Genomic DNA, 24702 nt, shown 5'->3' with positions numbered 1-24702 from the left:
CTTTAAAGATGACTCCAGTTATTCTGACGCCGTTTTAACACCTTTCCGCACGCGGGATGCGCCGTTGGGAAGAGGCCTGAGCCATATTTCGACAAGGCAATCTTCAAATTTTTGCGTAAGATTGCTGAAATTTTTTGCGGAAATACAGATTTCTGTCTACCGCATGATGTTTGTCATTAATCTACCAGCTTTCATGGGCTACGCTGTTAGTCTGATTGCGTTTTATTTAGCCACTCTCAAAAAATAGGTACTTCCATGTCGAGTAAGTTAGTTCTGGTTCTGAACTGTGGCAGCTCTTCCCTGAAGTTTGCCATTCTCAACCCTGCCAGCGGTGAAGAATTCCTGTCAGGCCTTGCGGAATGTTTCCACCTTCCTGAGGCCCGCATCAAATGGAAGCTGGAAGGCGAAAAACAGGAAGCGCCTCTGGGTGCTGGCGCAGCGCATAGCGAAGCGCTGAACTTCATTGTTAAAACCATTCTGGCACAAAAACCTGAGCTTTCGGCACAAATTGCTGCAATCGGCCATCGTATCGTTCATGGCGGCGAGAAGCTGAGTCAGTCAGTCATCATTACTGAAGACGTGGTACAGGGCATCAAGGACGCCTCTTCTTTTGCACCGCTGCACAACCCGGCTCATCTGATCGGTATTGATGAAGCGATGAAAAACTTCCCGCACCTGTCAGATAAGAATGTCGCGGTATTCGACACGGCTTTCCATCAGACAATGCCGGAAGAGTCTTACCTCTATGCGCTGCCGTACAAATTATATAAAGAGCATGGCGTTCGTCGCTATGGCGCGCATGGCACCAGCCATTTCTATGTGACTCACGAAGCCGCTAAAATGCTTAACAAGCCGCTTGAGTCACTGAACATTATCACCTGTCACCTCGGTAATGGTGGTTCAGTTTCTGCTATTCGTAACGGCGAGTGCGTAGACACCTCTATGGGTCTGACTCCGCTGGAAGGTCTGGTGATGGGAACCCGCAGTGGCGACATCGATCCGGCCATCATCTTCTTCCTGCACGATACGCTGGGTATGAGCGTTGACGCCATCAATAAACTGCTGACCAAAGAGTCTGGCCTGTTAGGGCTGACCGAAGTTACCAGCGACTGCCGCTACGTAGAAGACAACTACACCACCAAAGAAGATGCGAAGCGCGCAATGGATGTCTTCTGTCATCGCCTGGCGAAATATATCGGCAGCTACACCGCGCTGATGGATGGCCGTCTTGACGCCGTCGTGTTCACTGGCGGCATCGGTGAAAACGCCGCGATGGTCCGTGAACTTTCACTGAAAAAACTGGCACTGCTGGGCTTTGACGTCGACCACGAGCGCAACCTGGCGGCCCGTTTCGGCAAATCAGGCTACATCAATAAAGAAGGCACCCGCCCGGCGCTGGTGATTCCGACCAACGAAGAGCTGGTCATCGCCCAGGACGCCGCGCGTCTGACTGCGTAAAACACTTCTCTCCGTCAGCTCAGGCTGACGGAGTTGTTTCTGACACCCTGCCATTACTGAGAGGTTCAAACGTGTCACGTACAATTATGCTCATTCCGACCGGCACCAGCGTCGGCCTGACCAGCGTCAGCCTTGGCGTTATCCGCGCCATGGAACGCAAAGGTGTTCGCCTTAGCGTCTTTAAGCCGATTGCTCAGCCACGTGCTGGCGGCGATACCCCGGATCAAACCACTACCATCATCCGTAAGAACTCCTCGATTCCTGCCGCAGAACCGCTGCAGATGTCACGTGTTGAGTCACTGCTGGGTTCCAACCAGCAGGATGTACTGATGGAAGAGATCATCTCCCGATACCACGCCAACACCCAGGATGCGGAAGTGGTGCTGGTTGAAGGTCTGGTGCCGACCCGTAAGCATCAGTTCGCCAACGCGCTGAACTATGAAATCGCCAAAACCCTGAACGCGGAAATCGTCTTCGTGATGGCGCTGGGCAATGACTCTCCGGCGCAGCTGAAAGAGCGCATTGAGCTGACGCAAAGCAGCTTCGGCGGTCAGAAGAACAAAAACATCACTGGCGTGATCATCAACAAACTCAACGCGCCGGTCGACGATCAGGGACGTACCCGCCCTGACCTGTCAGAAATCTTTGATGATTCCTCAAAAGCCAGCATCGCCAACATTGATCCTAAGCAGCTGTTCTCAGACAGCCCGTTGCCCGTGCTGGGCTGCGTGCCGTGGAGCTTTGATCTGATAGCCACCCGCGCGATCGATATGTGCCGCCACCTGGATGCACGCATCATTAACGAAGGCGAGATTCAGACCCGCCGGGTTAAATCCGTTACCTTCTGCGCCCGCAGTATCCCGCACATGCTGGAGCATTTCCGTCCTGGCTCACTGCTGGTGACTTCGGCTGACCGTCCGGATGTGCTGGTCGCCGCCTGTCTGGCTGCGATGAACGGCATTGAGATTGGCGCAATCCTGCTGACCGGTAACTACGAGATTGACGATCGCATTGCCCGTCTCTGCGACCGTGCCTTCCAGACCGGCCTGCCGGTGTTTATGGTGAAAACCAATACCTGGCAGACCTCACTGAGCCTGCAGAGCTTTAATCTTGAAGTGCCTGCTGATGACACGCAGCGCATCGAGAAAGTGCAGGAATATGTCGCCAGCTACATTAATGCAGAGTGGATTGAGTCACTGACCGCCACATCTGAGCGCAGCCGTCGCCTGTCACCACCTGCCTTCCGCTATCAGCTTACCGAGCTGGCACGTAAAGCGGGCAAACGCGTGGTACTGCCAGAGGGCGATGAGCCGCGTACGGTTAAAGCGGCCGCTATCTGTGCCGAGCGCGGTATCGCGACCTGCGTACTGTTAGGCAACCCGGAGGAGATTCAGCGTGTCGCTGCGGCTCAGGGTGTTGAACTGGGCAAAGGCGTTGAGATTGTAGACCCGGAACAGGTTCGCGAAAACTACGTGCCGCGTCTGGTTGAGTTGCGTAAGAGCAAAGGCATGACCGAAGTGGTTGCTCAGGAGCAGCTGGAAGATAATGTGGTACTTGGCACCATGATGCTGGAGAGCGGCGAAGTGGATGGCCTCGTGTCAGGTGCAGTTCACACCACGGCCAATACCATTCGTCCGCCGCTGCAGCTGATCAAAACCGCGCCTAACAGCTCACTGGTTTCCTCGGTGTTCTTTATGCTGCTGCCGGAGCAGGTGCTGGTTTACGGTGACTGCGCAATTAACCCGGATCCGACCGCGGAGCAGCTGGCTGAGATCGCTATCCAGTCAGCCGATTCTGCCAGCGCCTTTGGTATCGATCCGCGTGTTGCGATGATCTCCTACTCTACCGGCACGTCAGGAGCGGGCAGCGACGTTGAGAAAGTGCGTGAAGCAACGCGCATTGCGCAGGAGAAACGGCCTGATCTGGTGATCGATGGTCCGCTACAGTATGACGCCGCGATCATGGAAGATGTGGCGAAATCCAAAGCGCCGAATTCTCAGGTTGCCGGCCGCGCTACTGTGTTTATCTTCCCGGATCTCAACACCGGTAACACCACCTACAAAGCGGTACAGCGTTCAGCCGATCTGATCTCCATCGGACCGATGCTGCAGGGTATGCGTAAGCCGGTCAACGACCTGTCGCGCGGTGCGCTGGTGGATGACATCGTTTATACCATTGCCCTGACGGCGATTCAGTCCCAGCAGGCTGAAGGCTAAGCGGCTGGTCATAACGAAAAAGGCATGCCCCAGAGCATGCCTTTTTTTCGCCGGTAACAAAGCGGCTCTGTCTGATGCGGATGAATAACCTGAATTAAAATGCCTGTTTTCAGGCCCGGTTATCGCCGTTGCGGCTCATCCACAGGGAGAGCGCTTTCAGCGAATCGTCGGTGAACTCATCACAACGTGCGGTAATCTCATCGGGCGTCATCCAGATAATCTCATCGACTTCCGATTCCTGCATGGCGAATGGCCCGTGTGATACACAACTGAACAGACCGCCCCAGACACGACAGTGCTGATCTTCGAAGTAGAATTTGCCATGTTCAGCAAACGGCACCGCGGCAATCCCTAACTCCTCTTCTGCTTCACGTCGCGCAGATTCCAGCATATCTTCACCGCTCTGCACCACGCCGCCCGCGGTTGCGTCCAGTTTGCCCGGCATAAAATCTTTTATCTCGGTGCGACGCTGTACCAGAATCTTACCCATACCGTCATGAACCACAATATAGGTAGCGCGGTGACGCAGGCACTGAGCACGCATCTGCGCACGTGTCGCCTGAGCAACGACTTCATTCTCTTCGTTTACGATATCGACCCACTCGATGCCGTCACCCGCAGTTTGATCCACCATCAGTAACCCTTTCCTGTTTGGCGTACAGTTATGTACGCAGTTTGCCACGTCGTTATTTTTATGTGGCGTAAGGTAATCACTTCCGACAGCCTGAGCAAGCCCTGGCTGTTACCGATTTTTACCACTTTCTGCTAACCACAGTTGTACCGAGGCTCGCTGCCACTGAAACTCAGCATAATGCCGCAGACGGACGGGCAAAGGATCGCCATGTAACACCAGCCGGTTAAGCATTACAGCCAGATCGGTATCCGCAATGGACCACTCACCAAACAGGTTCTGTTGCCCCTCAGGCAGCAGACGATCGACAGCGGTAACCAGTTTATCCACCGCCTGCTGCGCTGACGCAGTCAGTGGCGCAAAACGTTCACCGGCAAACAGCACTTCTGTCGGACGCTCCTGACGGATCCACAGGAAGTCACTGCGCAGCCAGGCCTGAATCTCACGGGCACGGGCGCGCTTTTCCCGGTCGCGCGGATAGAGGCGCTCAAATTCGGGTGCCGGAAAACGCTCTTCGAGATATTCGGTAATCGCCGAGGATTCGCTTAACAGGAAGTCATCAATCTGGAGAGTCGGCACGCGGCAGGTCAGCGACAGCTCGCGGTATGCTGCGGCGTATTGCTGATTCTGCGACAGATCGACACGTTTCAGCTGGAAAGGGATCCCTTTTTCGGTAAGAGCAACATAGGCAGACATAGCGTAAGGACTGAAAAATGATGAATCTGACCACAGGGTGATGGACGGATAATTCATCGGTTACCTCAATTGGCTGTCAGGGTTGCATCATGTTTACCGATTTTTTTTTGCGAAGGCAACGCTGAGCTGCTCCGATCTCTGCCACCGGAAGCAGAAAGCGCGACGCGACTCACTCTGGAATGGCTCGACTCTTCTATGCTGAAAAGTGCAAATAACAAAAACATCAAGGGAGTCGCAACATGCACATTCTAATTACCGGTGGCACGGGACTGATTGGCCGTCACCTGATCCCGCGCCTGCAGCAGCTGGGGCATCAGATTAGCGTGGTGACACGTGATGTGGTCAGCGCGCGTGAAAAACTGGGCGAGAACGTCGCACTCTGGTCAGGCCTGGCGCAACAGTCGAATCTGGATAACATCGATGCGGTGATTAATCTGGCGGGAGAACCCATCGCCGACAAGCGCTGGACGGAGCCGCATAAACAGCAGCTGTGCGAAAGCCGCTGGCAGATCACTGAGCAGATCGCCTCACTGATCAACGCCAGCGCTACGCCGCCCTCAGTATTGATCTCAGGTTCGGCAACCGGCTTTTATGGTAATACCGGCGATCTGGTGCTGACTGAAGAGGATCAGGGGCAGGATGAGTTTACGCATCAGCTCTGCGCCCGCTGGGAGCAGCTGGCGCTTGCAGCAGAAAGTGAGCGCACCCGCGTCTGCCTGCTGCGGACCGGCGTGGTGCTGGCCCCCGAAGGTGGCGCACTCAGCAAAATGAAGTTGCCCTTTAAGCTCGGCATCGGCGGGCCTATAGGCAGTGGCAAGCAATATATGCCGTGGATCCACCTTGATGACATGCTTAACGCCATTATCTGGCTGCTGGATCATGATGATCTGCGTGGTCCATTCAATATGGTCGCGCCTTACGCCGTGCGCAATGAGCAGTTTGCCGCCACGCTGGGCCAGGTTATGCACCGCCCGGCCTTTATGCGCACGCCAGCCAGCGCCATTAAACTGATGATGGGCGAATCGTCGGTGCTGGTGCTGGGAGGACAGCATGTGCTGCCAAAGCGGCTGGAAGCCTCAGGTTTTAGCTTCCGCTGGTACGATCTGCAACAGGCGTTGCAGGATGTGGTGAAGCATTAACCTGACGCCCGCGCCTGTCAGACGCGGGCGCTGGATTATTTCAGCGATCCCTTGAGGAACTGCTGTAAACGCGGGCTTTTCGGGCTGCCGAACACCTCCGAAGGTGGCCCCTGCTCTTCGATTTTACCCTGATGCAGGAAAATCACGTGATTTGAGACGTGACGGGCAAACTCCATCTCATGCGTTACCACCACCATCGTTTTGCCTTCTTCCGCCAGCTTTTGCATGATGCGCAGCACTTCACCGACCAGTTCCGGATCCAGCGCCGAGGTCGGCTCATCAAACAGCAACACCTCCGGCTCCATCGCCAGTGCGCGCGCAATCGACACACGCTGCTGCTGACCCCCGGAGAGGTGCACCGGATACTTCGCCTGCGCCCGCGCATCAATGCCCACTTTATCGAGGTAGCGGATGGCCCGCTCACGCGCCTCCGCTTTGCTCAGCCCCAGCACCTGAATCGGCGCTTCCATGACGTTTTCCAGCACCGTCATGTGGCTCCAGAGATTGAAATGCTGGAACACCATAGTCAGACTGGTGCGCAATGCGCGCAACTGCTCTTTGTCAGCGACTTTCAGCTGACCATCTTTGTCACGGACCAGCGTGATGTGTTGGTTATTGACCACGATGGTGCCTTCACTCGGTTTTTCGAGGAAGTTGATGCAGCGTAAAAAGGTACTTTTCCCTGAACCGGACGATCCAATGATACTGATCACATCGCCCGCTTTCGCAGTTAACGAGACCCCTTTCAGCACTTCATGTTCACCGTAACGTTTATGCAATTCGGTGACGCTTAATTTATTGTCAGCCATAGTTCTACTCAATGCGATGAAGAGGGTTTCACGTGGGCCAGCCAGCGACGTTCCGCCAGGCGGAACAGGCTGATCAACACGTAAGAGATAATCAGGTACAACACTGCTGCCAGACCAAAGGCGGTAAACGGCTGATAAGTTGCTGAGTTAATATCTCGTGCCACTTTCAGCAGATCCGGCACCGTGGCGGTGAAGGCTAATGCCGTGGAGTGCAGCATCAGAATCACCTCGTTGCTGTAGACCGGCAGAGCCGTACGCAGCGCGGAAGGCAGGATAATGCAGCGATAGAGTTTGAAGGTGGAGAAGCCGTAAGCCCGCGCTGCCTCAATCTCACCGTGGGGTACCGAGCGAATCGCACCCGCAAAGATTTCCGTGGTGTAAGCGCAGGTATTCAGGGTAAAGGCGAGCAGCGTACAGTTCAGGCCGCTGCGGAAAAAGGCGTTCAGCAATTCTGTGCCTTTGACAATTTCCAGCGTATACATGCCGGAGTAGAAGACCAGCAGCTGCACATAGAGCGGCGTGCCGCGAAATACGTAGGTAAAGAGCCAGACCGGAAAGCTGATAAACCGGTTTGGCGAAACCCGGGCTATCGCCAGCAGAATGGCCAGACAGCCGCCAATAGTGACTGAGAGAATTAACAGCCAAAGGGTGATCGCCACACCGGTAAAACGGTAACCGTCCGTCCAGAGCAGCGATTTCCAGTATTCCTGAATAATCTCAATCATAACTCGCCCTCTTCACTCCGACCGTATAGCGACGGTTCAGCCACCACAGCACGCCGTTCGACAGCGTGGTAAACACCAGATAGATCACACCGGCGACGATGGCGAAGTAGAACGGCTGCCAGGTACTTTTCCCCGCCAGCTGCGTCGCCTTCACCACATCTTCCAGTCCCAGCAGCGAAACCAGCGCGGTGGCTTTCAGGATCACCTGCCAGTTATTTCCGATGCCCGGCAGCGCATAGCGCATCATGGCCGGAAACAGAATGCGGCGGAACACCTGCGCGCCGGTAAAGCCAAACGCAGTGGCCGCTTCAATCTGCCCTTTTGGCACCGCCATAAAGGCGCCGCGGAATGTTTCGGTGAAATAGGCACCATAAATAAAGCCGAGCGTGATGATACCGGCGACCATCGGGTCGATATCAAACTGCGCCATGCCCAGTGCGTCGGTCACCTGGTTGAGGACAATCTGCAGACCGTAGAAGATCAGCAGCATCAGTACGAGGTCTGGCACGCCACGAATCAGCGTGGTGTAGCCTTCAAAAATCATCGCCAGTGGCCGGCTGCGCGACAGTTTCGCGCCTGCACCAATCAGGCCCAGCAGCACTGCCAGCACGACGGAGGTGAGCGCCAGCTCCAGCGTCACCAGCGTGCCCCGAAGAATTACATCAGAATAGCCATACAGCATTGAGAGGGTCCTGTCGTGGGGTGAAAACGAAACGCTGCCCGCCAGCGAGACGGGCAGTTTAGCTTTACCTCTCCGTTGCAGATGCCATTCGCCATTAGCGGGTCGGCTCCGGTTTCTGCACCAGGCAGAACCGGCTCAGTCCCGGTAAAACGGACACAGAGGGTAAAGCGACAGGATGGTTAGTCGCCGTACACATTGAAATCGAAGTATTTCTTCGCAATCTTGTCGTAGGTGCCATCTTTACGCATGTCAGCAAAGGCTTTGTCGATGGCGGCTTTCAGTTCGCTGTCATCTTTACGCAGTCCCATCCCGGTTCCGACGCCAAAGATTTTGTCATCTTTAACCGCCGGACCCGCGAAAGCGTAGTTTTTACCGACTGGCTGTTTCAGGAAACCTTCGCTGGCCTGCACTTCATCCTGGAAGGCTGCATCAATACGACCGGCGTTCAGATCCTGATACACCAGATCCTGGTTAGCATAAGGGGTGACGTTAACCCCTTTTGGCCGCCAGTTCTGATTGGCATAGGTTTCCTGCGTGGTGCCCTGCAGCAGGCCGATGTTTTTGCCTTTCAGTGACTCAATAGTCGGCTGAATTTTCGATCCCTTTGGTGCGACTAAACGCGCGTTAGCGGCGTAAAGTTTTTCCGAGAAGGCGATCTCTTCCTGACGTTTTGCTGTGATGGAAAGTGAGGAGATGATGGCATCAATTTTCTTCGCTTTCAGGGAAGGGATCAGCGCATCAAAGTCGCTTTCAACGTAGGTACATTGGGTATGAATGCGTTTACAGATTTCGTTAGCGAGGTCGATATCGAAGCCCACTAACTTGCCTTGCGCGTCTTTCGACTCAAACGGTGGGTAAGTTGGATCTGTGCCGATACGGATTGAACCCGGAACTGCCGCGAAGACGCTGGCAGCACTGGTTAAGCCCAGCATCAGGGAAAGAGCCAGAACACGCTTTTTCATAGATTACCCTCAAGTGAAGTGCTTTTTGTTATGTGGTTCGTGATGTGTTTGCGCAAAGTAATTTGCATGTTTCATGCCAGTTCTGCAAGTTATCCACGCCGTTAACGTGATGACAGACAGGCGAAAACGCTGTGTTTGTGAGGGGAATATAGCAGTGAAGTAAAAGAGAAAAAGCGACGTTGTTAACTTTTGGTGCGTCAAATGCACGAAGAGTGATCCGAGGCGCGCTTATGCACTAAATAAGTGCGCCAGCGGAACTTTATGCACCCTGCCAGCGCATAAAGAGATCTTCAGGTAATTCGATATCGAACTGATCGATTACCCGATTCACGGTCTGGTCGATGAGCTGATCGATGGTTTCAGGCCGATGATAAAACGCCGGCACGGGCGGCATGATAATGGCACCCAGTTCAGCCGCGGTGGTCATCATCCGCAGGTGGCCGACGTGCAGCGGGGTTTCGCGTACGCACAACACCAGCTTACGCTGCTCTTTTAATACCACATCAGCCGCACGGGTCAGCAATGAGTCACTGTAGCTGTGCACAATACCTGAAAGCGTTTTCATCGAGCAGGGTAAAATCGCCATGCCCAGCGTTTTGAACGATCCCGACGAGATATTTGCTGCAATATCGCGCACGTCATGCACCACATCGGCCAGCGCCTGCACATCACGCAGCGAATAATCGCTCTCCAGCCCCAGCGTCTGACGTGCCGCCTGGCTCATGACCAGATGCGTTTCTACCTCTTCCACCTGCTGCAACACCTGCAGCATGCGCACGCCATAGATCACCCCGCTTGCGCCAGAGATGCCAATGATGAGTCGTTTCATATTCCAACCTTATGTCAGCCAATGCGCCATCATACGCGGCCAGCGGGTTTCTGAAAACAAACAGGGCGGGATTGCTCCCGCCCTGTTGTATGCTGCCCGACTATGGATGGGTATCAGCCTTCGTTGTGCAGCTCAAGATTTTCGACTTCGTTCTGGCGCTGAAGCGCTTTGGCATCATCATTACGCAGCGACTCCAGATACTCCAGATACTGCTGGTCGACATCCTTCGTCACGTAAATGCCGTTGAACACCGAGCACTCAAATTGTGCAATGTCCGGATTCTCTTCACGCACCGCTTCGATCAGATCGTCGAGATCCTGGAAAATCAGTGCATCGGCTTTAATCAGCTGGCGAATCTCTTCCACTTCGCGGCCGTGCGCAATCAGTTCCGTGGCGCTCGGCATATCGATGCCGTAGACGTTCGGAAAACGAATTTCCGGTGCCGCTGAGGCCAGGTAAACGCGTTTTGCACCCGCTTCACGTGCCATCTCAATAATCTGCTCTGAAGTCGTACCGCGCACGATAGAGTCATCCACCAGCAGCACGTTTTTATCACGGAATTCAGCGCGGTTCGCGTTGAGCTTACGGCGTACCGCGCTGCGACGTAACTGCTGTCCCGGCATGATAAAGGTACGGCCAACGTAGCGGTTTTTCACGAAGCCCTGACGATAAGGCTTGTCGAGAATACGGGCGATTTCCAGCGCGATATCGGTTGAGGTTTCCGGAATCGGAATCACGACATCGATGTCGAGATCTTCCCACTCGCGGGCAATTTTCTCGCCCAGCTTGGTGCCCATGCGGACACGGGCGCTGTAGACGGAGATTTTGTCCAGGAAGGAATCCGGACGCGCAAAGTAGACATACTCGAACAGGCACGGATTGCTTTTCGGGTTTTCAGCACACTGGCGGGTCGAAAGCTGGCCGGCTTCAGTGACATAAACCGCTTCACCCGGTGCAACGTCACGGATGAACTCAAAGCCCAGCGTATCCAGCGCGACACTCTCGGAGGCGACCATATATTCGGTGCGGCCATCAGCGATAACGCGCTTGCCCAGCACCAGCGGACGGATGCCGTTAGGGTCGCGGAAGGCCACCATGCCGTGGCCGATAATCATCGCTACGACGGCGTAGGCACCGCGAACCTGCTGATGTACCGCAGCCACCGCAGCAAAAATGTTGTCAGCTTCCAGCGGATCGTTTTGAAAACGATCTAACTCCTGCGCAAAGATATTCAGCAGAATTTCAGAATCTGAGGTGGTATTAACGTGACGGCGACCCTTTTCGAACAGGTGTTTACGCAGCACATGGGCGTTGGTCAGGTTACCGTTGTGCGCCAGGGTGATGCCATACGGGGAGTTTACATAGAATGGCTGCGCTTCAGAGGCACTGGAGCTGCCCGCGGTGGGATAACGCGCGTGACCGATCCCCATATTGCCCTGCAGTCGCTGCATGTGGCGTGCTTCGAAAACGTCGCTGACCAGGCCGTTTGCCTTTCGCAGGCGAAAACATTTCAGCGCATCGATAGTACAAATGCCTGCGGCATCCTGCCCGCGGTGCTGGAGCACCGTTAACGCGTCATAGATCGACTGGTTGACCGGCATGAAACCGGTGATACCGACAATACCGCACATGTTGTCATTTCCTCATTTAGCCGCACACCCGGTCACATCACCGGGGTAAAAAACTCGACGTGCTTTTCAGGTAATCAAAGAACCACCTGATGATATAACTGAACTCGGGAATGAGTTGAGACTGTTGCCAGTCCGGACTTTTGGAAAAGCCAGTGAATGTATCAAGGAAGAACAGCAAAGCGGCTACGATCAGCACACCACGCAACGCCCCGAAACAGACGCCCAACACCCGGTCGGTTCCCGACAGGCCGGTTTTTTCCACCAGCGTGCCGATAACGTAGTTCACAATGGCGCCCACAATCAGGGTCGCCACAAACAGCACACCGATGGCAATACCGTTACGAACCAGTTCGTCGTCAAAACCTGTAAACCAGACTGCAAGGTAGGCGTAGTAATGACTGGCGACAAAAAACGCGCATCCCCAGGTAACGAGAGATAAGGCTTCCCGGACAAACCCACGAACCAGGCTGACCAGAGCCGAAAAACCAACTACCGCAATAATGACGTAATCAATCCAGATCATGAACTCTTCCAGCGCCAGTGCAATTGCACCCCTGCATCCAGTTCGGGGCGCATTCTAACAGAAAAAGAAAACGTTTGCGTAGCGGTTTTCTTTTTCTGCATCCATAAAAAAGGCGATGAAAAAAACCGCAATCGCCCCGGTGATTCTCAGCCGGACAGGCCGTTGAAAATCGTCACTATTTTATGCGGCAGTGCGCGTTAAGCGTACTGCCTGCCCGGCAAAAGACGCTACCTGTTACTGCTATCGGCAGCGCCAATCGCCTGTTTAGCGGGCGCTGTACGGCTTAACGACACCGCCCAGTCCTGAGATGCTTTTCAGTTCACCCACCGCGCCTTGCATTTTAGCTTTCGAGGCATCAGGACCAACGTAGATACGGGTAATCTGACCCTGAACCGGTGTTGACGGCACGGTAAAGGCGCGATAGCCCGACAGCCGCAACTGCGCGACAATCTCATTTACTTTGCTGGCGTTCTTCAGCGCACCTAACTGCACCACATAAGCCTGCCCCGCCGGAGCCGTGGTCTCTGCCGCTTTTGGCGCTTCTTCCTGCTTCGGCTGCTCAACCGCTTTAGGTTGCTCAACTGGCTTCGGTTTAGGCTGCTCCACGACTTTTGGCTTCTGCTGTTCAACCGGCTTCTGCTTAGGCTGCTCGGTGGCCTTCGGTTTCTGCTGCTCTGCCGCTTTCGGCTTCGTCATCGTCTGCGCAGGCACAGACTGATGAACCGGCGGCGGCGAGACCACGACCGGATCGCTCTCTTCATCCGGCTGCGTCCGTCCCTGCTCCGCCGTGGCGCTGGTTTTACCATTGCCATTGCTGCTATTGACGGCACTGCCTGCGCCTTCCGGCGGCTGAGCGGGCAGCGACTGGGTTACCGGCGGCACCATTTCGCTGTCCTGCTGATCGTCAGGTTTCGGCACCAGCGGAATGGCGGCGAACTCCTCTTTGTAATGCTTTTTCTGACCATCCAGCAGCCCTGGCAGCACAATCACGCCAACGGCGACCAGAATAACGGTGCCGACTAAACGGTTCTGAAACTTACTTGCCACGTCCTTTCTCCGTTTCAATCGATTCCATGACCTGTGCCACCGTGTGGAATGAACCACAGACCAGCACAGTGTCCTGCGGCGCAGCCCGCTCGCGCGCCTGCTGCCAGGCGAGTTCAACAGAACCAAAGGCCTCGCCCTGCGGCAGCGCATCCAGCAGCTGCTCTGCACTGGCACCGCGCGGACCGTCAAGCGGTGCACAATACCAGGCATCAACCATTGGAGCCAATGCCGCGAGCGTTCCGGCGATATCTTTATCATGCAGCATGCCTACAACGGCATGTACTTTGCCGCGTTTCGGCAGCGCCGCCAGACGCGACGCCAGATAGCCTGCCGCGTGCGGGTTATGAGCGACATCCAGAATCACGCGCGGTGATTCACTTATCGTCTGGAACCGCCCTGGCAGCATCGCCAGCGGCAGGCTGGCGCGAATCTGCATCTCACTGACCTCAAGCCCTGAGACCCGCAGCGCCACCAGCGCGGTCGCCGCGTTAGGCAGCGGCACCTGAGGCAGTGGCAGATCGTTCAGCTCGCCCTGCGCATCACGCAGCGACCAGCTTTCGGCCTGGGCATGCCAGGACCAGTCGCGGTTGCGCTGTAACAGCTGAGCGCCTTTTTCCTGCGCGACCACAGCGATGCTGTGTGGCATATCGGGTTCACCGACGACTGCCGGTTTCCCTGCCCGGAACACACCCGCTTTCTCGCGCCCGATGCTTTCGCGATCCGGGCCCAGCCAGTCGGTGTGATCCAGCGCGATGCTGGTGACTACGGCGACATCGGCATCCACGATGTTGGTGGCATCCAGTCGTCCGCCGAGGCCGACTTCGAGGATCACGACATCCAGTTGCGCCTGGCGGAACAGATTCAGCGCGGAGAGCGTACCAAATTCGAAGTATGTCAGCGAAATATCAGCCCGTCCGGCTTCAATCTCCGCAAAGCTGGCGCAGTGCTGCGCTTCACTCAGCTCCTCGCCCTGGACCCGGACGCGTTCGGTATAACGCACCAGATGCGGCGAGCTGTAGACGCCAACGCGGTAACCCGCAGCGATCAGCAGCGTTTCCAGGGTGCGACAGGTGGTGCCTTTGCCATTAGTACCGGCCACGGTAAAGACAAACGGAGCGGGTTTCAGCAGGTCGAGACGAAGTGCTACCTGACGAATACGGTCCAGACCCAGTTCGATGGCCTGAGTATGCAGGTGCTCAAGATAATAAAGCCACGTGGCCAAAGGCGACGTGGCTTGAGGGAGGTGAAGATTGTCCATATGTCCCGTTTTGCTTATTTATACCTGGCAGACTGGTGCTGCGGTATACGGTGCATTGGTAAGAGGCGCGACAGGCGCGCCTCTCTATCTCCTGTCAGGCCTCGTTGCTTTCCGATTCAGTCGTCGCGGGAGCGGACGGTTCACCGTCATGCAGCGGTGCCGGCAGGTTCATCATTTTAGCCAGCAGGCTTGCCAGTTTGTAGCGCATTTCCGGACGGCGGATGATCATATCAATCGCGCCCTTCTCAATCAGGAACTCACTGCGCTGGAAGCCCGGCGGCAGTTTTTCACGCACGGTCTGCTCGATAACGCGTGGGCCAGCAAAGCCGATGAGCGCTTTAGGCTCCGCGATGTTGAGGTCACCCAGCATGGCGAAACTGGCCGAAACACCGCCCATGGTCGGGTCAGTCAGCACGGAAATGTAGGGCAGACCGCGCTCGCGCATTTTGGCCAGAGCCGCACTGGTTTTCGCCATCTGCATCAGCGACTGCAGCGCTTCCTGCATACGGGCACCGCCGCTAGCGGAGAAGCAGATCAGCGGACAGTTATCTTCCAGCGCCTGCTCAACTGCACGTACAAAACGTGCACCGACGACAGAGCCCATTGAACCGCCCATAAAGGCAAATTCAAAAGCTGCCGCAACCACCGGCATACTGTGCAGCTGACCTTTCATCACGATCAGCGCATCTTTCTCGCCGGTATCTTTCTGTGCGGCGACCAGACGATCTTTGTACTTCTTGGAGTCGCGAAACTTCAGCAGATCTTTTGGTTCAAGTTCACTGCCAAGCTCAACCATCGTTCCCTGATCGAGGAAACTGCCGAGGCGCTCACGCGCGTGCATGCGCATGTGGTGGTCACACTTCGGGCAAACCTCAAGATTACGCTCCAGCTCGGCGCGGTAGAGAACCTGGCCACAGCTGTCGCACTTGGTCCAGACCCCTTCCGGGATGCTGGCTTTGCGCGTTGGCGTCGTGGTGCTTTTGTTAAGAATGCGTTCAATCCAGCTCATTGATGACCTTTCTGTTTAAAACTGACCTGGTCCAGTCGTCTTGATACTGCTGAAAACCGCTTCAGCAGACGGTAAATGTCGCTCATTAAACCACAACCTGTTCAGACTGTGGATAAAAATCTGGTCTTACCCCTGAGCGAAGCCTTACGGCAGCTTCTGCTGCTTCGCCTGACGGCGATGACGCCAGACTTCAATTACACCCGGCAGAATCGAGACCAGGATAATGCCCACAATCAGCAGCTTCAGGTTTTCCTGCACCACTGGCAGATCGCCAAACAGGTAGCCGGCATAGGAGAACAGCAGTACCCATAACAGCGCACCGGTCACGTTGAACAGCGCGAAGTGGCGATAGGACATGTGGCCCATACCGGCAACAAACGGCGCAAACGTGCGGACAATCGGCACAAAGCGTGCCAGGATAATAGTTTTTCCGCCGTGACGGGCATAAAACGCATGGGTTTTATCCAGATGGCTGCGACGGAAAATCTTCGAGTTCGGGTTACTGAACAACCGCTCGCCAAACAGGCGGCCAATGGTGTAGTTCACTGCATCGCCCAGTACCGCGGCCACTACTAACAGTGCCACCATCACATGCACATTGAGATCGTTACCCGGCAGTGCAGCCAGTGCACCCGCCACAAACAGCAGCGAATCGCCTGGCAGGAATGGCGTCACAACCAGCCCGGTTTCGCAGAACAGAATCAGGAACAAAATAGCGTAAATCCAGATACCGTACTGTGCAACCAGCTCGGCCAGATGCACATCGATGTGCAGAATAAAATCGACCAGAAAATGGAGAAACTCCATAGCGCGCCCTTTTAAGTCCTGAAAGTGAATTAATCCGCGAGGAACAACGGTCCCATCAACGGCTGTGGTAACGCAAAGTGAGATGGGTAATCCACCGCCACCAGATACAACCCCTCTGCCCGGGCTGTGGCTGCGGCTAATGTCCGATCCTTCGCCGCCAGCAGCGTTGCCATCCATGACTCCGGCTTATTGCCGCAGCCTATCTCCATCAGGCTGCCCACGATATTGCGCACCATGTGATGCACAAACGCGTTGGCTTTAATATCCACAATCACGTAGGGACCCTGACGCGTCACGTTGAGGTGAATCACGTTGCGCCAGGGTGTGCGTGACTGGCACTGCACCGCGCGGAATGAGGTGAAATCATTCTCGCCTAACAGACATTGCCCGGCGCGCTGCATCTTCTCTGCATCCAGTGGATGGTAGAAGTGCGTCACGCCCTGCGCCAGCACCGCCGGACGCAGACGCTGATTGTAGATCAGGTAGCGATAGCGTCGGGCCGTGGCGCTGAAGCGAGCATGGAACTCATCCGGCACCGCTTTCACCCAGCGCACGGCAATATCTGCCGGCAGATTGGCGTTGACGCCCAGCGTCCATGCGCCATCAGGGCGCTGCGAGGTCGTCTCGAAATGGACCACCTGCCCCGTGCCGTGCACGCCCGCATCGGTGCGGCCAGCACAAAAAATGCTGACCGGATGATCGGCGACTTTCGACAGCGCGCGCTCTACCTTCTCCTGCACGCTGCGGACTTCATTCTGGCGCTGCCAGCCGTAGTAACGACTGCCGTCATACTCAATGCCGAGCGCCAGTTTTTGCGTCTGACCATCGGACATGCTTACAGATACTCCTGAACCAGTTTCTCAGCGGTTTTCACCGCCATTAGCGCGCCGCCAAAACGAATGTTGTCCGCCACTGACCAGAACTGCAGCAGCTCCGGAATACCGTAGTCGTTGCGCACTGCGCCGATGCTCAGTTCGCCGTTGCCAGAAGCATCCGTCACCGGCGTCGGCACGTCATCTTCTTCGCTCAGACGAATATCTGACGCCAGCGCCAGCTCGGCACGTGCTTCTTCCGCAGAGAGCGGGCGCAGATTTTCGATATGCACAATCTGCGCATTACCATAGAACACCGGGGCCTGAACGCTGCTGACCGCAATCGGTAAGCCTTCGTCCTGCAGGACTTTGCGCACCTGATCAATCAGTCGGCGTTCACTTTCCACGCTGCCTTCTGCGTCGGCCTGTTGTGGCATCAGGTTAAACGCGAGCTGACGACCAAAGTGATGTTCATCAGCCGGAATACCATTCAGCAGGCGGGCACTTTCCCCCGCCAGCGCATCGACCGCCACTTTGCCGTAGCTGGAAACCGAGATCAGATTCGTCACCTGTAAACGGCTCAGCCCGGCAGCATCTACCAGCGGTTTAATCGCGGTCAGCAGCTGGCTCACCAGGTTGTCCGCCACGCTGATGATGTTGCGATTACGATAATCGGCCAGCACCTGCGGGTTCACATCCGGCACCACCAGCGGCACATCAGGTTCCAGCGCAAACAGCTCACTGCTGTCGATCACCAGACAACCCGCATTGGCCGCTTCATCGGCAAAACGTGCCGAGGCGTCACGGCCTGCCACGAAAAAGGCCAGCTGCGCCTGTGACCAGTCGAAGGTCTCTGCATTGTCGACCCGCACCGAGCGGCCCTCGTAACGCTTGATTTCGCCCGCGCTGTTTTCGCTGGCCAGCAAATACAATTCACCAACCGGGAACTGGCGTTCCGCCAGCAGTTCCAGTACAGCGTTCCCTACTGCGCCTGTCGCGCCAAGTAGCGCAATATTCCAGCCGTCAGACATGTTGGTTTACTCCAGACAATGACATAAAAACAGAAGGCGGTGATATTCACCGCCCAGGGATTCAGATTTATCCCCCCCCGAAACCTGCCGCCACACTGGCAGGCATGGATTAGGCGCGTTTTCTGGTCACCGACTGATTCAGTGCAGAAAACGGTGCCATGCCTGCAGCGCCCGTTACTTCGGAGAGTAGATTGCGTTAAAGCCCAGCTGGTTCAGCATCTTAGCCGTTGAGGCGTCATCACAGTTGACCTGCAGCGAAGACCATTCGCGGCGCTCCAGATACTGCTTGCGCAGGCGATCAAACTCGCCGGGTTTCGCCGCCACTTTACGTAGCGGGGCATCATCGCGGCGCACATCATACACCAGATGCGCCAGGCGTTTCAGTGTTGGCTGATCCAGCGGGCCATTCAGGGTAATTTCACTGAATTCCGGCTCCGGCAGTAAGGTGCTGAGCGGCACCTCCTGCGGCTGACCGATAAAGTCACACCAGGCTTCAAAGACCTGGGTGGTGCCGCGTGCTTTGCCTTCCAGCGTGTAGCCCGCAATGTGCGGCGTGGCGATGTCGACCTTATCCAGCAGCGCCAGCGAGAGATCCGGCTCCGGCTCCCAGACGTCCAGCACCACGCTGAGGTCGTGGCGCATTTTCAGCACCTCCAGCAGCGCGCCGTTGTCCACGACCGGGCCGCGACAGGCGTTGATCAGGATGGTGTTGGGCTTCAGCGCCATCAGCAGCGCGGCATCTGCCAGATGCCAGCTTTTGTAGGGGCCGTCTTTAAACAGCGGCGTGTGGAAGGTCAGAATATCTGCCTGCTCTGTCACCGCCTCCAGTGACAGGAAATCGCCTTCATCACCGCGATCGGCGCGTGGCGGATCGCACAGCAGGGTTTTGATGCCCCAGGCTTCCAGCCGCTTCTGCAGCCGCCCGCCAACGTTACCGACGCCGACAATGCCGACTGTGCGGTCACACAGCTCAAAACCATCGCGCTCCGCCAGCAGCAGCAGCGCAGAGAAAACATATTCCACCACCGCGATGGCGTTACAGCCGGGGGCAGCAGAGAACGCAATACCCGCCTGCTGCAGCCAGTTCTCGTCGATATGATCGGTGCCCGCTGTCGCGGTGCCGACAAATTTCACCGGCTTTCCAGCCAGCAGCGATTCATTCACCTGGGTGACAGAGCGCACCATCAGGCCATCAGCATCGGCCAGTTGAGCCACCGGCAGCGGACGCCCAGGCACCGCGACCACGTCGCCGGTGCGGCTGAATAACTCACGGGCATAAGGCATATTTTCATCGACCAGAATTTTCACCACGGCTTTCCTGTCTGTTACATGTGAGGCAATTATTCTGGCACAAAGCGACGCGTTAGCCTAACCGCGCACGGTAGCGATCGGGCGTGGTGCCTGCCTGTTGCTGGAACATCACAATCAGCGCCGAGGCGGAACTGTATCCCAGCTCATGGGCGATACTCTGCACGCTTTCTCCCTGCTCCAGCAGCACGATGGCGCGCAGAAACCGCAGGCGCTGCCGCCACTCACCAAATGTCATATGCAGATGCTGCTGGCAGCGCCGTGCCAGCGTCCGTTCGGTGGTAAAGACCCGCGCCGCCCAGCCCGCCAGCGTGGTGTTATCGCCAGGATGCGCTTCCAGTGCATGTAACACCGGTGCGAGAAATTTATCCTGCGAGGTGGGCAGATAGCTCTCCTGCACCTGCGCCACCGGCAGGCGATCGCGCAACACCTCGCACAGCCGCCACTGCGCATCCGTTGCGGGTTGCTCGATTTGCTGCTCAGCGAAATCGTCCATGATGGCGTGTGCAATGGGATCCACCAGCATCAGACAGGCGCGCCGGGGTAAATCGGCGCAGAGCGAGGCCGCCAGATTAAAGGTGCGGAACTGCGCCTGACGATGGTTATAGCTACTGTGCAACTGACCTGGCGGGATCCAGACCGGAATGTCGGCCGGCGTCAGCAAGCGCTCGCCCTCGACCTGCATTTCCAGGACGTGACTTTTCACCATGATCAGCTGGCCCCAGGCATGTGAATGTGGCAGATATTCGGTGCGGGCATTGGCCTGTTCATAGCGCATAAAGTAGCGTAGCTGCGGTGCATTCACTGGCGGCTGGTAGGTCACTTTCAGGCTCATTCTGTCCGCTCATTTGCTCATTTTGTCCGATATTAACTATCTGGATAAATCCGGACAAGCGTACACTGCGCCTCATTAATGGTGTGTGATGATGTATGGAGAGTCAGCATGTTTTTCCTGTACCCACTCTTTGCGGTGATGATCTGGTCGATCAACTCAATTGTCAGCAAACTGTCGGCCAGTGCGATCGATCCGGCAGCGATCTCCTTCTATCGCTGGCTGCTGGCGCTGCTGGTGCTGACCCCCTTTGTGCTGCCTGGGGTGTGGCGCATGCGTAAGATCATCAGACCGCACCTCTGGCGGCTGGCGATCCTTGGGCTGCTCGGCATGGTGCTCTATCAGAGCCTCGCCTATTACGCGGCGCACAGCGTCAGCGCGCTCTTTATGGGCATTATCGGCGCGCTGATCCCGCTGCTCACCGTACTGCTGAGCGTGGTTATCCTGCGAATTGCGCCAACGCTCGGTATCCTGCTCGGCAGTGTCATCTCTTTTTGCGGGCTGGTGTGGCTGGTCAGTGAGGGTGACGTGATGCAACTGCTGAATCACGGCATGGGAAAAGGTGAACTGATGATGCTGGCCGCTTCCACCTCTTATGCGCTGTATGGCGTCCTGACGAAACGCTGGGCGCTGCCACTGCCAATCTGGCAGAGTCTCTATGTGCAGATCGTATTTGGCGTACTGCTGTTGCTGCCCGGCTTTTTACTGGCACCAGACGTGTCGCTAAACTGGCATAACCTGCCACTGGTGGCATTTGCCGGACTGTTCGCCTCCATCATCGCGCCCTTTTTATGGATCCACGGCGTGCAGCGCCTGGGGGCCAGCACTACCAGCATTTTTATGAATCTGACGCCGCTGTTCACCGCGTTGATCGCCGTGCTGTTTCTGCATGAGCAACTGCACAGTTACCACTGGATTGGCGGGGGTCTGACGCTGGGCGGTGTGATACTGGCGCAGCGGCTGCGTACACCTTTAACCCGGCATAAACCGGTAACTCAGCCACCATCCTGAATCGCACCCTCTGCGGATGACGGAAGATGGCTGCGGTGAGTAAAGATGCAGCTGAAGGTAATGGTAAATAAAGGCGGCTGAGGTTCACAACTGAAGCGTAAATCTCGCGCCGAAACGCGAGTCCCCCGTGGGATTTCCCGGGGGGTTTTGCTATCATGGCCTATTCGTTTTCCGGCGCACCCCACGCTGTTCTGTTTTCCCAAGGAATCCGCCATGCAACCTCTCAGCGGCCCCGGTGCGCCGGTCGATCGTTCATCAGTCAATCCGCAAACCGGCGTGCCCCGTCACGGTTCTGTGGCGGGCGAACAACCTCTCTCCCCTGCCCAGCGCACGACGCTAGAGCGCCTGATCGTGCGTATCTTATCGCTCAGCAATCTTAAAGCGCCTGAACTCTGGGCGGGCGTCCGTCATGAAGTGGGTGTAAAGAGTGAAGCCGAATTACAGTCGCGTCATTTTCCGGCGGCAGAACAGTATCTGAATAGTCGCCTGACGCAGGCGCAGAACGGGCATGGCACCCGCCAGCTGATGACTCAGCTCACCGAGCTGCTGCCGAAAGGTAATAACCGCCAGGCCGTCAGCGATTTTATCCGTCAGCAGTTTGGTCAGACCGTTCTGAGCGCGCTGAGCCAGGATCAGCTGCGCCAGGTGCTGACGATGCTGCAGAACGGCCAGATGACAATTCCCCAGCCGCAGCAGATCCGCGTCAGCGATCGCACGCTGCTGCCTGCCGAGCACCATACCCTGAATCAGCAGGTGGTGCGTCTGGCCGCCGCCACCGGCGAATCCACCGGTAAGCTGTGGTCGGCGGCGCTGAAACTGGTGAATCTGACCAGCGGCGACCCGATTCCCTCACGCCACTTCCCGCTGCTGACACAATACCTGCAGGTACGTCAGACGCTGAGTCAGCACAGTGCACCGACGCTGCAACTGCTGGAAGCGTCCCTGAAGCAGCCGCTCGATCAGCAGGAACGGCAGCAGCTGGAGGATTACAGCCAGCAGCGTTTTCAGGCGACGCCGCAGATGGTTCTGACCACGGCACAGACGCAGGATCTGCTGAACTTCCTGTTCAGCCGTCGCGCTGACCGGGCAGAAAAACTTCTCGAGCAGCCGCTGGCACCCAGCGAGATTAAACCTCAGCCGATCTGGTCACCGTTTGTTGCATCGCTGCCGCCCGCGATACAGCCGCTGGCGCAGCGTCCCCTGCTGGGATTCTTTGTCGCACTGGTGGTCATCACCCTTTTACTCTGGCTGGTACTCTGAGTCAGCAGCCGCAGGATGCTATGGGCGCGGCGGCAGGCCATTCGCCCGCTGCATCACCCCAGGTCAGCGGATGACCGTCACGTTTCCAGAAATCCAGCCCGCCAATTAACTCCTTCACCTGAAATCCCAGCGATGCCAGTTTCCAGGCCGCTTTCGTCGACCCGTTACAGCCAATGCCGTCACAATAGGTGACAAACACTTTGCTGCGGTCAAGCCGCGCCGTCGTGGTGGTGTCCATCCCGCGATGCGGAAAGCTTATCGCACCGCAGATATGTCCGGCGCGATAAGCCTCCGGCGCACGGGCATCGATCACCACTATTTCTGGTGCCTGACGGGCCAGATCTTCCGCCAGATCCCAGGCGTCGGTGTAATAAGCGAGTTTTGCCTGCAGATAGTCGAGGCTTTGCTGCGGCGTGGCGGCCGGAATCTGTAAAACCGATGACATAGCGATTCTCCTGTTGTGGTGAAGTCGCAGTTTACGGCAAAGTGGACTGCTTACTGATACCTATTATCCAGCAGGGTTAAGACCCATATGCCTTCACCACTGTTACAACTTTTCCAGCACCAGGCCAGTGGCGGCGTGCGTGAGCGGCTCTGCTCTACCCTGCGGCTGGCGATCAACCGGCACCATCTGCACGCCGGTCAGCAATTACCCTCCAGCCGGCAGCTGGCGCAGGATCTGCAGGTGTCTCGTGTGACGGTAGAAGCGGCCTACGGCCAGCTGGAGAGTGAGGGCTACCTGCGACGCGAAACCGGCCGAGGAACTTTTGTCGCTATCGTTATCCCTGCCAGTCCCCTATCCGCACCGGTACGGCCTCAGCCCGCCCGCTTTTCGGCGCGGGGCCAGCAGGTGCTGGCAACCGGCGGCTGTCAGGATCCCCCTTTTCCGCACGCATTCGCCGCCGGTTCACCGGAGTTACGCGCTTTTCCTCACGATACCTGGCGGCGCCTGAGCAACAGCGTGCAGCGTTCACTGGGCAGCGCGGCAATGGGATATGGCGATCCCTGCGGCTATCTGCCGTTGCGCAGCGCACTCGCTGATTATCTGGCGCTCTCACGAGGCGTAACGTGCCAGCCGGGGCAGGTCATCATTCTGACCAGTTCACAACAGGCGCTGCAGTTGCTGGCGATGATGTTCGTCGATCCTGGTGATGAGGTATGGATGGAGGAACCAGGCTATCCCGGAGCACGTAATGCCTTTATGGCCGCAGGTGCACAGGTGCACGGGATTGCGGTCGATGCCGAAGGTGCTATCCCTGCCAGCGGCAATCCGAAGCTGATGTATCTGACGCCCTCGCATCATTATCCAACCGGCGTCACGCTCAGCCTGCCCCGGCATCTGGCATGGCTCGACTGGGCGCAGCGCAACCAGTGCTGGTTAATCGAAGATGACTACGACAGTGAGTTTCATTACGACGAACGGCCTGTTCCTGCGCTGCAGGGACTGGATCGCCAACAGCGGGTGATCACGCTGGGCACCTTCTCGAAGTCGCTTTTTCCCTCTCTGCGTCTGGCATGGATGGTGGTGCCGCCTGCGCTGATTACGCCCGTTGGTCAGGCACGCAGCGTGCTCGATGGGCATAGCGCCCTGCTGCCACAGGCCGTCACTGCCGCCTTCCTGCAGCAGGGACATTTCGCCAGCCATCTGCGGCTGATGCGTCAGCTCTATCGCAGCCGTCGCGATCGGTTACTTGAGCAGATTGAGCAGCGGCTCTCGCCATGGCTCACGCCGATAGCCAGCGGCGGTGGATTACAGCTGACGGTGAAATTGCAGAAGGATGAAGCGCGCTTAACCGCGCTGGCGGCACAAGAGGGTTTGCTGCTGCCGCGTCTCAGTCCGCTCTATGCCGGATCAGTGTCGCAGCAAGGCTGGATACTGGGCTTTGCCGCGCTGACGCCTGACGAGATTGTGGCAGGATGCGATACCTTGCTGCGGCTGCTGCTGCGGGAGGCTTAATACCGAGGGGTAAACGAGGTCACGCAGAGGAGCTGAAAAACAAAAAGGGCCGGCAAGCCGGCCCTTCAG

24 protein-coding genes are annotated in these 24702 nt (G+C 56.7%); 6 read left to right on the top strand and 18 right to left on the bottom strand.

Annotated elements, in window-relative coordinates:
• Positions 1-255: 255 nt before the first annotated feature.
• Positions 256-1458: an acetate kinase gene (gene ackA, locus IV493_RS04900; protein WP_195857822.1), complete on the top strand. Its 1203-nt coding sequence runs from the start codon at positions 256-258 to the stop codon at positions 1456-1458.
• An 86-nt stretch (positions 1459-1544) separates the two neighbouring features.
• The gene (pta, locus tag IV493_RS04895; protein ID WP_033733375.1) at positions 1545-3674 is read left to right on the top strand and encodes a phosphate acetyltransferase; all 2130 of its coding nucleotides are present in this window, start codon (positions 1545-1547) and stop codon (positions 3672-3674) included.
• 109 nt (positions 3675-3783) lie between these two features.
• Here the strand turns inward: pta and yfcD are convergent, their stop codons facing one another.
• Entirely contained in the window at positions 3784-4308 is a 525-nt protein-coding gene (gene yfcD / locus IV493_RS04890) for an NUDIX hydrolase YfcD (RefSeq protein ID WP_003854255.1), read from the bottom strand.
• A gap of 108 nt (positions 4309-4416) precedes the next feature.
• On the bottom strand, positions 4417-5058 hold the full coding sequence (gene yfcF, locus IV493_RS04885; RefSeq protein ID WP_013358583.1) for a glutathione transferase: 642 nt from the start codon (positions 5056-5058) through the stop codon (positions 4417-4419).
• Positions 5059-5240: 182 nt separating this feature from the next.
• Here yfcF and IV493_RS04880 point away from each other — a divergent pair, with 182 nt between their 5' ends.
• Positions 5241-6140, top strand: coding sequence for a TIGR01777 family oxidoreductase (locus tag IV493_RS04880; protein WP_195857821.1), 900 nt, complete (start codon positions 5241-5243; stop codon positions 6138-6140).
• 35 nt (positions 6141-6175) lie between these two features.
• Here the strand turns inward: IV493_RS04880 and hisP are convergent, their stop codons facing one another.
• The 15 genes from hisP to IV493_RS04805 all read right to left on the bottom strand — a co-directional run bounded on the left by hisP (position 6176) and on the right by IV493_RS04805 (position 20408).
• Positions 6176-6949: a histidine ABC transporter ATP-binding protein HisP gene (hisP, locus tag IV493_RS04875; RefSeq protein ID WP_013358585.1), complete on the bottom strand. Its 774-nt coding sequence runs from the start codon at positions 6947-6949 to the stop codon at positions 6176-6178.
• Between the two features lie 8 nt (positions 6950-6957).
• Entirely contained in the window at positions 6958-7674 is a 717-nt protein-coding gene (locus tag IV493_RS04870; protein ID WP_013358586.1) for an ABC transporter permease, read from the bottom strand.
• On the bottom strand, positions 7667-8356 hold the full coding sequence (locus IV493_RS04865) for a histidine ABC transporter permease HisQ (RefSeq protein ID WP_033733384.1): 690 nt from the start codon (positions 8354-8356) through the stop codon (positions 7667-7669). The genes IV493_RS04870 and IV493_RS04865 overlap by 8 nt, the downstream gene beginning before the upstream one ends.
• Before the next feature lie 179 nt (positions 8357-8535).
• Positions 8536-9318 (bottom strand): lysine/arginine/ornithine ABC transporter substrate-binding protein ArgT, encoded by a 783-nt coding sequence (gene argT / locus IV493_RS04860; RefSeq protein WP_033733385.1) that lies wholly within the window; start codon positions 9316-9318, stop codon positions 8536-8538.
• A gap of 259 nt (positions 9319-9577) precedes the next feature.
• Positions 9578-10147 (bottom strand): UbiX family flavin prenyltransferase, encoded by a 570-nt coding sequence (locus IV493_RS04855; RefSeq protein ID WP_013358589.1) that lies wholly within the window; start codon positions 10145-10147, stop codon positions 9578-9580.
• 113 nt (positions 10148-10260) lie between these two features.
• Positions 10261-11778, bottom strand: coding sequence for an amidophosphoribosyltransferase (purF, locus tag IV493_RS04850; protein ID WP_013358590.1), 1518 nt, complete (start codon positions 11776-11778; stop codon positions 10261-10263).
• A gap of 37 nt (positions 11779-11815) precedes the next feature.
• Entirely contained in the window at positions 11816-12301 is a 486-nt protein-coding gene (cvpA, locus tag IV493_RS04845; RefSeq protein WP_003854265.1) for a colicin V production protein, read from the bottom strand.
• 264 nt (positions 12302-12565) lie between these two features.
• Entirely contained in the window at positions 12566-13348 is a 783-nt protein-coding gene (gene dedD, locus IV493_RS04840; RefSeq protein WP_195857820.1) for a cell division protein DedD, read from the bottom strand.
• Complete coding sequence (folC, locus tag IV493_RS04835; protein ID WP_095706849.1) at positions 13338-14606, bottom strand: bifunctional tetrahydrofolate synthase/dihydrofolate synthase; 1269 nt, start codon at positions 14604-14606, stop codon at positions 13338-13340. Before folC ends, dedD begins: the two co-directional genes overlap by 11 nt.
• Before the next feature lie 94 nt (positions 14607-14700).
• Positions 14701-15615: an acetyl-CoA carboxylase, carboxyltransferase subunit beta gene (gene accD, locus IV493_RS04830; protein ID WP_013358592.1), complete on the bottom strand. Its 915-nt coding sequence runs from the start codon at positions 15613-15615 to the stop codon at positions 14701-14703.
• Positions 15616-15759: 144 nt separating this feature from the next.
• Positions 15760-16422: a DedA family protein gene (locus tag IV493_RS04825; protein WP_033783739.1), complete on the bottom strand. Its 663-nt coding sequence runs from the start codon at positions 16420-16422 to the stop codon at positions 15760-15762.
• 29 nt (positions 16423-16451) lie between these two features.
• A complete protein-coding gene (gene truA, locus IV493_RS04820) occupies positions 16452-17255 on the bottom strand; it encodes a tRNA pseudouridine(38-40) synthase TruA (RefSeq protein WP_013358594.1) in 804 nt (267 codons plus the stop codon).
• Positions 17256-17257: 2 nt separating this feature from the next.
• Complete coding sequence (locus IV493_RS04815; protein ID WP_013358595.1) at positions 17258-18265, bottom strand: aspartate-semialdehyde dehydrogenase; 1008 nt, start codon at positions 18263-18265, stop codon at positions 17258-17260.
• A gap of 174 nt (positions 18266-18439) precedes the next feature.
• Complete coding sequence (gene pdxB, locus IV493_RS04810; RefSeq protein WP_195857819.1) at positions 18440-19573, bottom strand: 4-phosphoerythronate dehydrogenase PdxB; 1134 nt, start codon at positions 19571-19573, stop codon at positions 18440-18442.
• A 55-nt stretch (positions 19574-19628) separates the two neighbouring features.
• A complete protein-coding gene (locus tag IV493_RS04805) occupies positions 19629-20408 on the bottom strand; it encodes a helix-turn-helix transcriptional regulator (RefSeq protein ID WP_195857818.1) in 780 nt (259 codons plus the stop codon).
• Between the two features lie 108 nt (positions 20409-20516).
• On the opposite strand from IV493_RS04805, the gene IV493_RS04800 reads away from it, so the two are divergent.
• The gene (locus IV493_RS04800; protein WP_013358599.1) at positions 20517-21416 is read left to right on the top strand and encodes a DMT family transporter; all 900 of its coding nucleotides are present in this window, start codon (positions 20517-20519) and stop codon (positions 21414-21416) included.
• Between the two features lie 213 nt (positions 21417-21629).
• Complete coding sequence (gene flk, locus IV493_RS04795; RefSeq protein ID WP_033733397.1) at positions 21630-22676, top strand: flagella biosynthesis regulator Flk; 1047 nt, start codon at positions 21630-21632, stop codon at positions 22674-22676.
• A 1-nt stretch (position 22677) separates the two neighbouring features.
• On the opposite strand, the gene IV493_RS04790 is transcribed toward flk, so the two are convergent.
• Positions 22678-23121, bottom strand: a complete 444-nt coding sequence (locus tag IV493_RS04790; protein WP_013358601.1) for a rhodanese-like domain-containing protein — start codon at positions 23119-23121, stop codon at positions 22678-22680.
• 87 nt (positions 23122-23208) lie between these two features.
• On the opposite strand from IV493_RS04790, the gene IV493_RS04785 reads away from it, so the two are divergent.
• On the top strand, positions 23209-24633 hold the full coding sequence (locus IV493_RS04785; protein ID WP_195857817.1) for a PLP-dependent aminotransferase family protein: 1425 nt from the start codon (positions 23209-23211) through the stop codon (positions 24631-24633).
• Positions 24634-24702 lie beyond the last annotated feature (69 nt).

The organism is Pantoea sp. SM3640 (assembly GCF_015654165.1).
GTDB lineage: Bacteria > Pseudomonadota > Gammaproteobacteria > Enterobacterales > Enterobacteriaceae > Pantoea > Pantoea vagans.
Note: the sequence above shows the minus strand (reverse complement) of the source record. Positions and strands in the feature narration are given on the sequence as shown.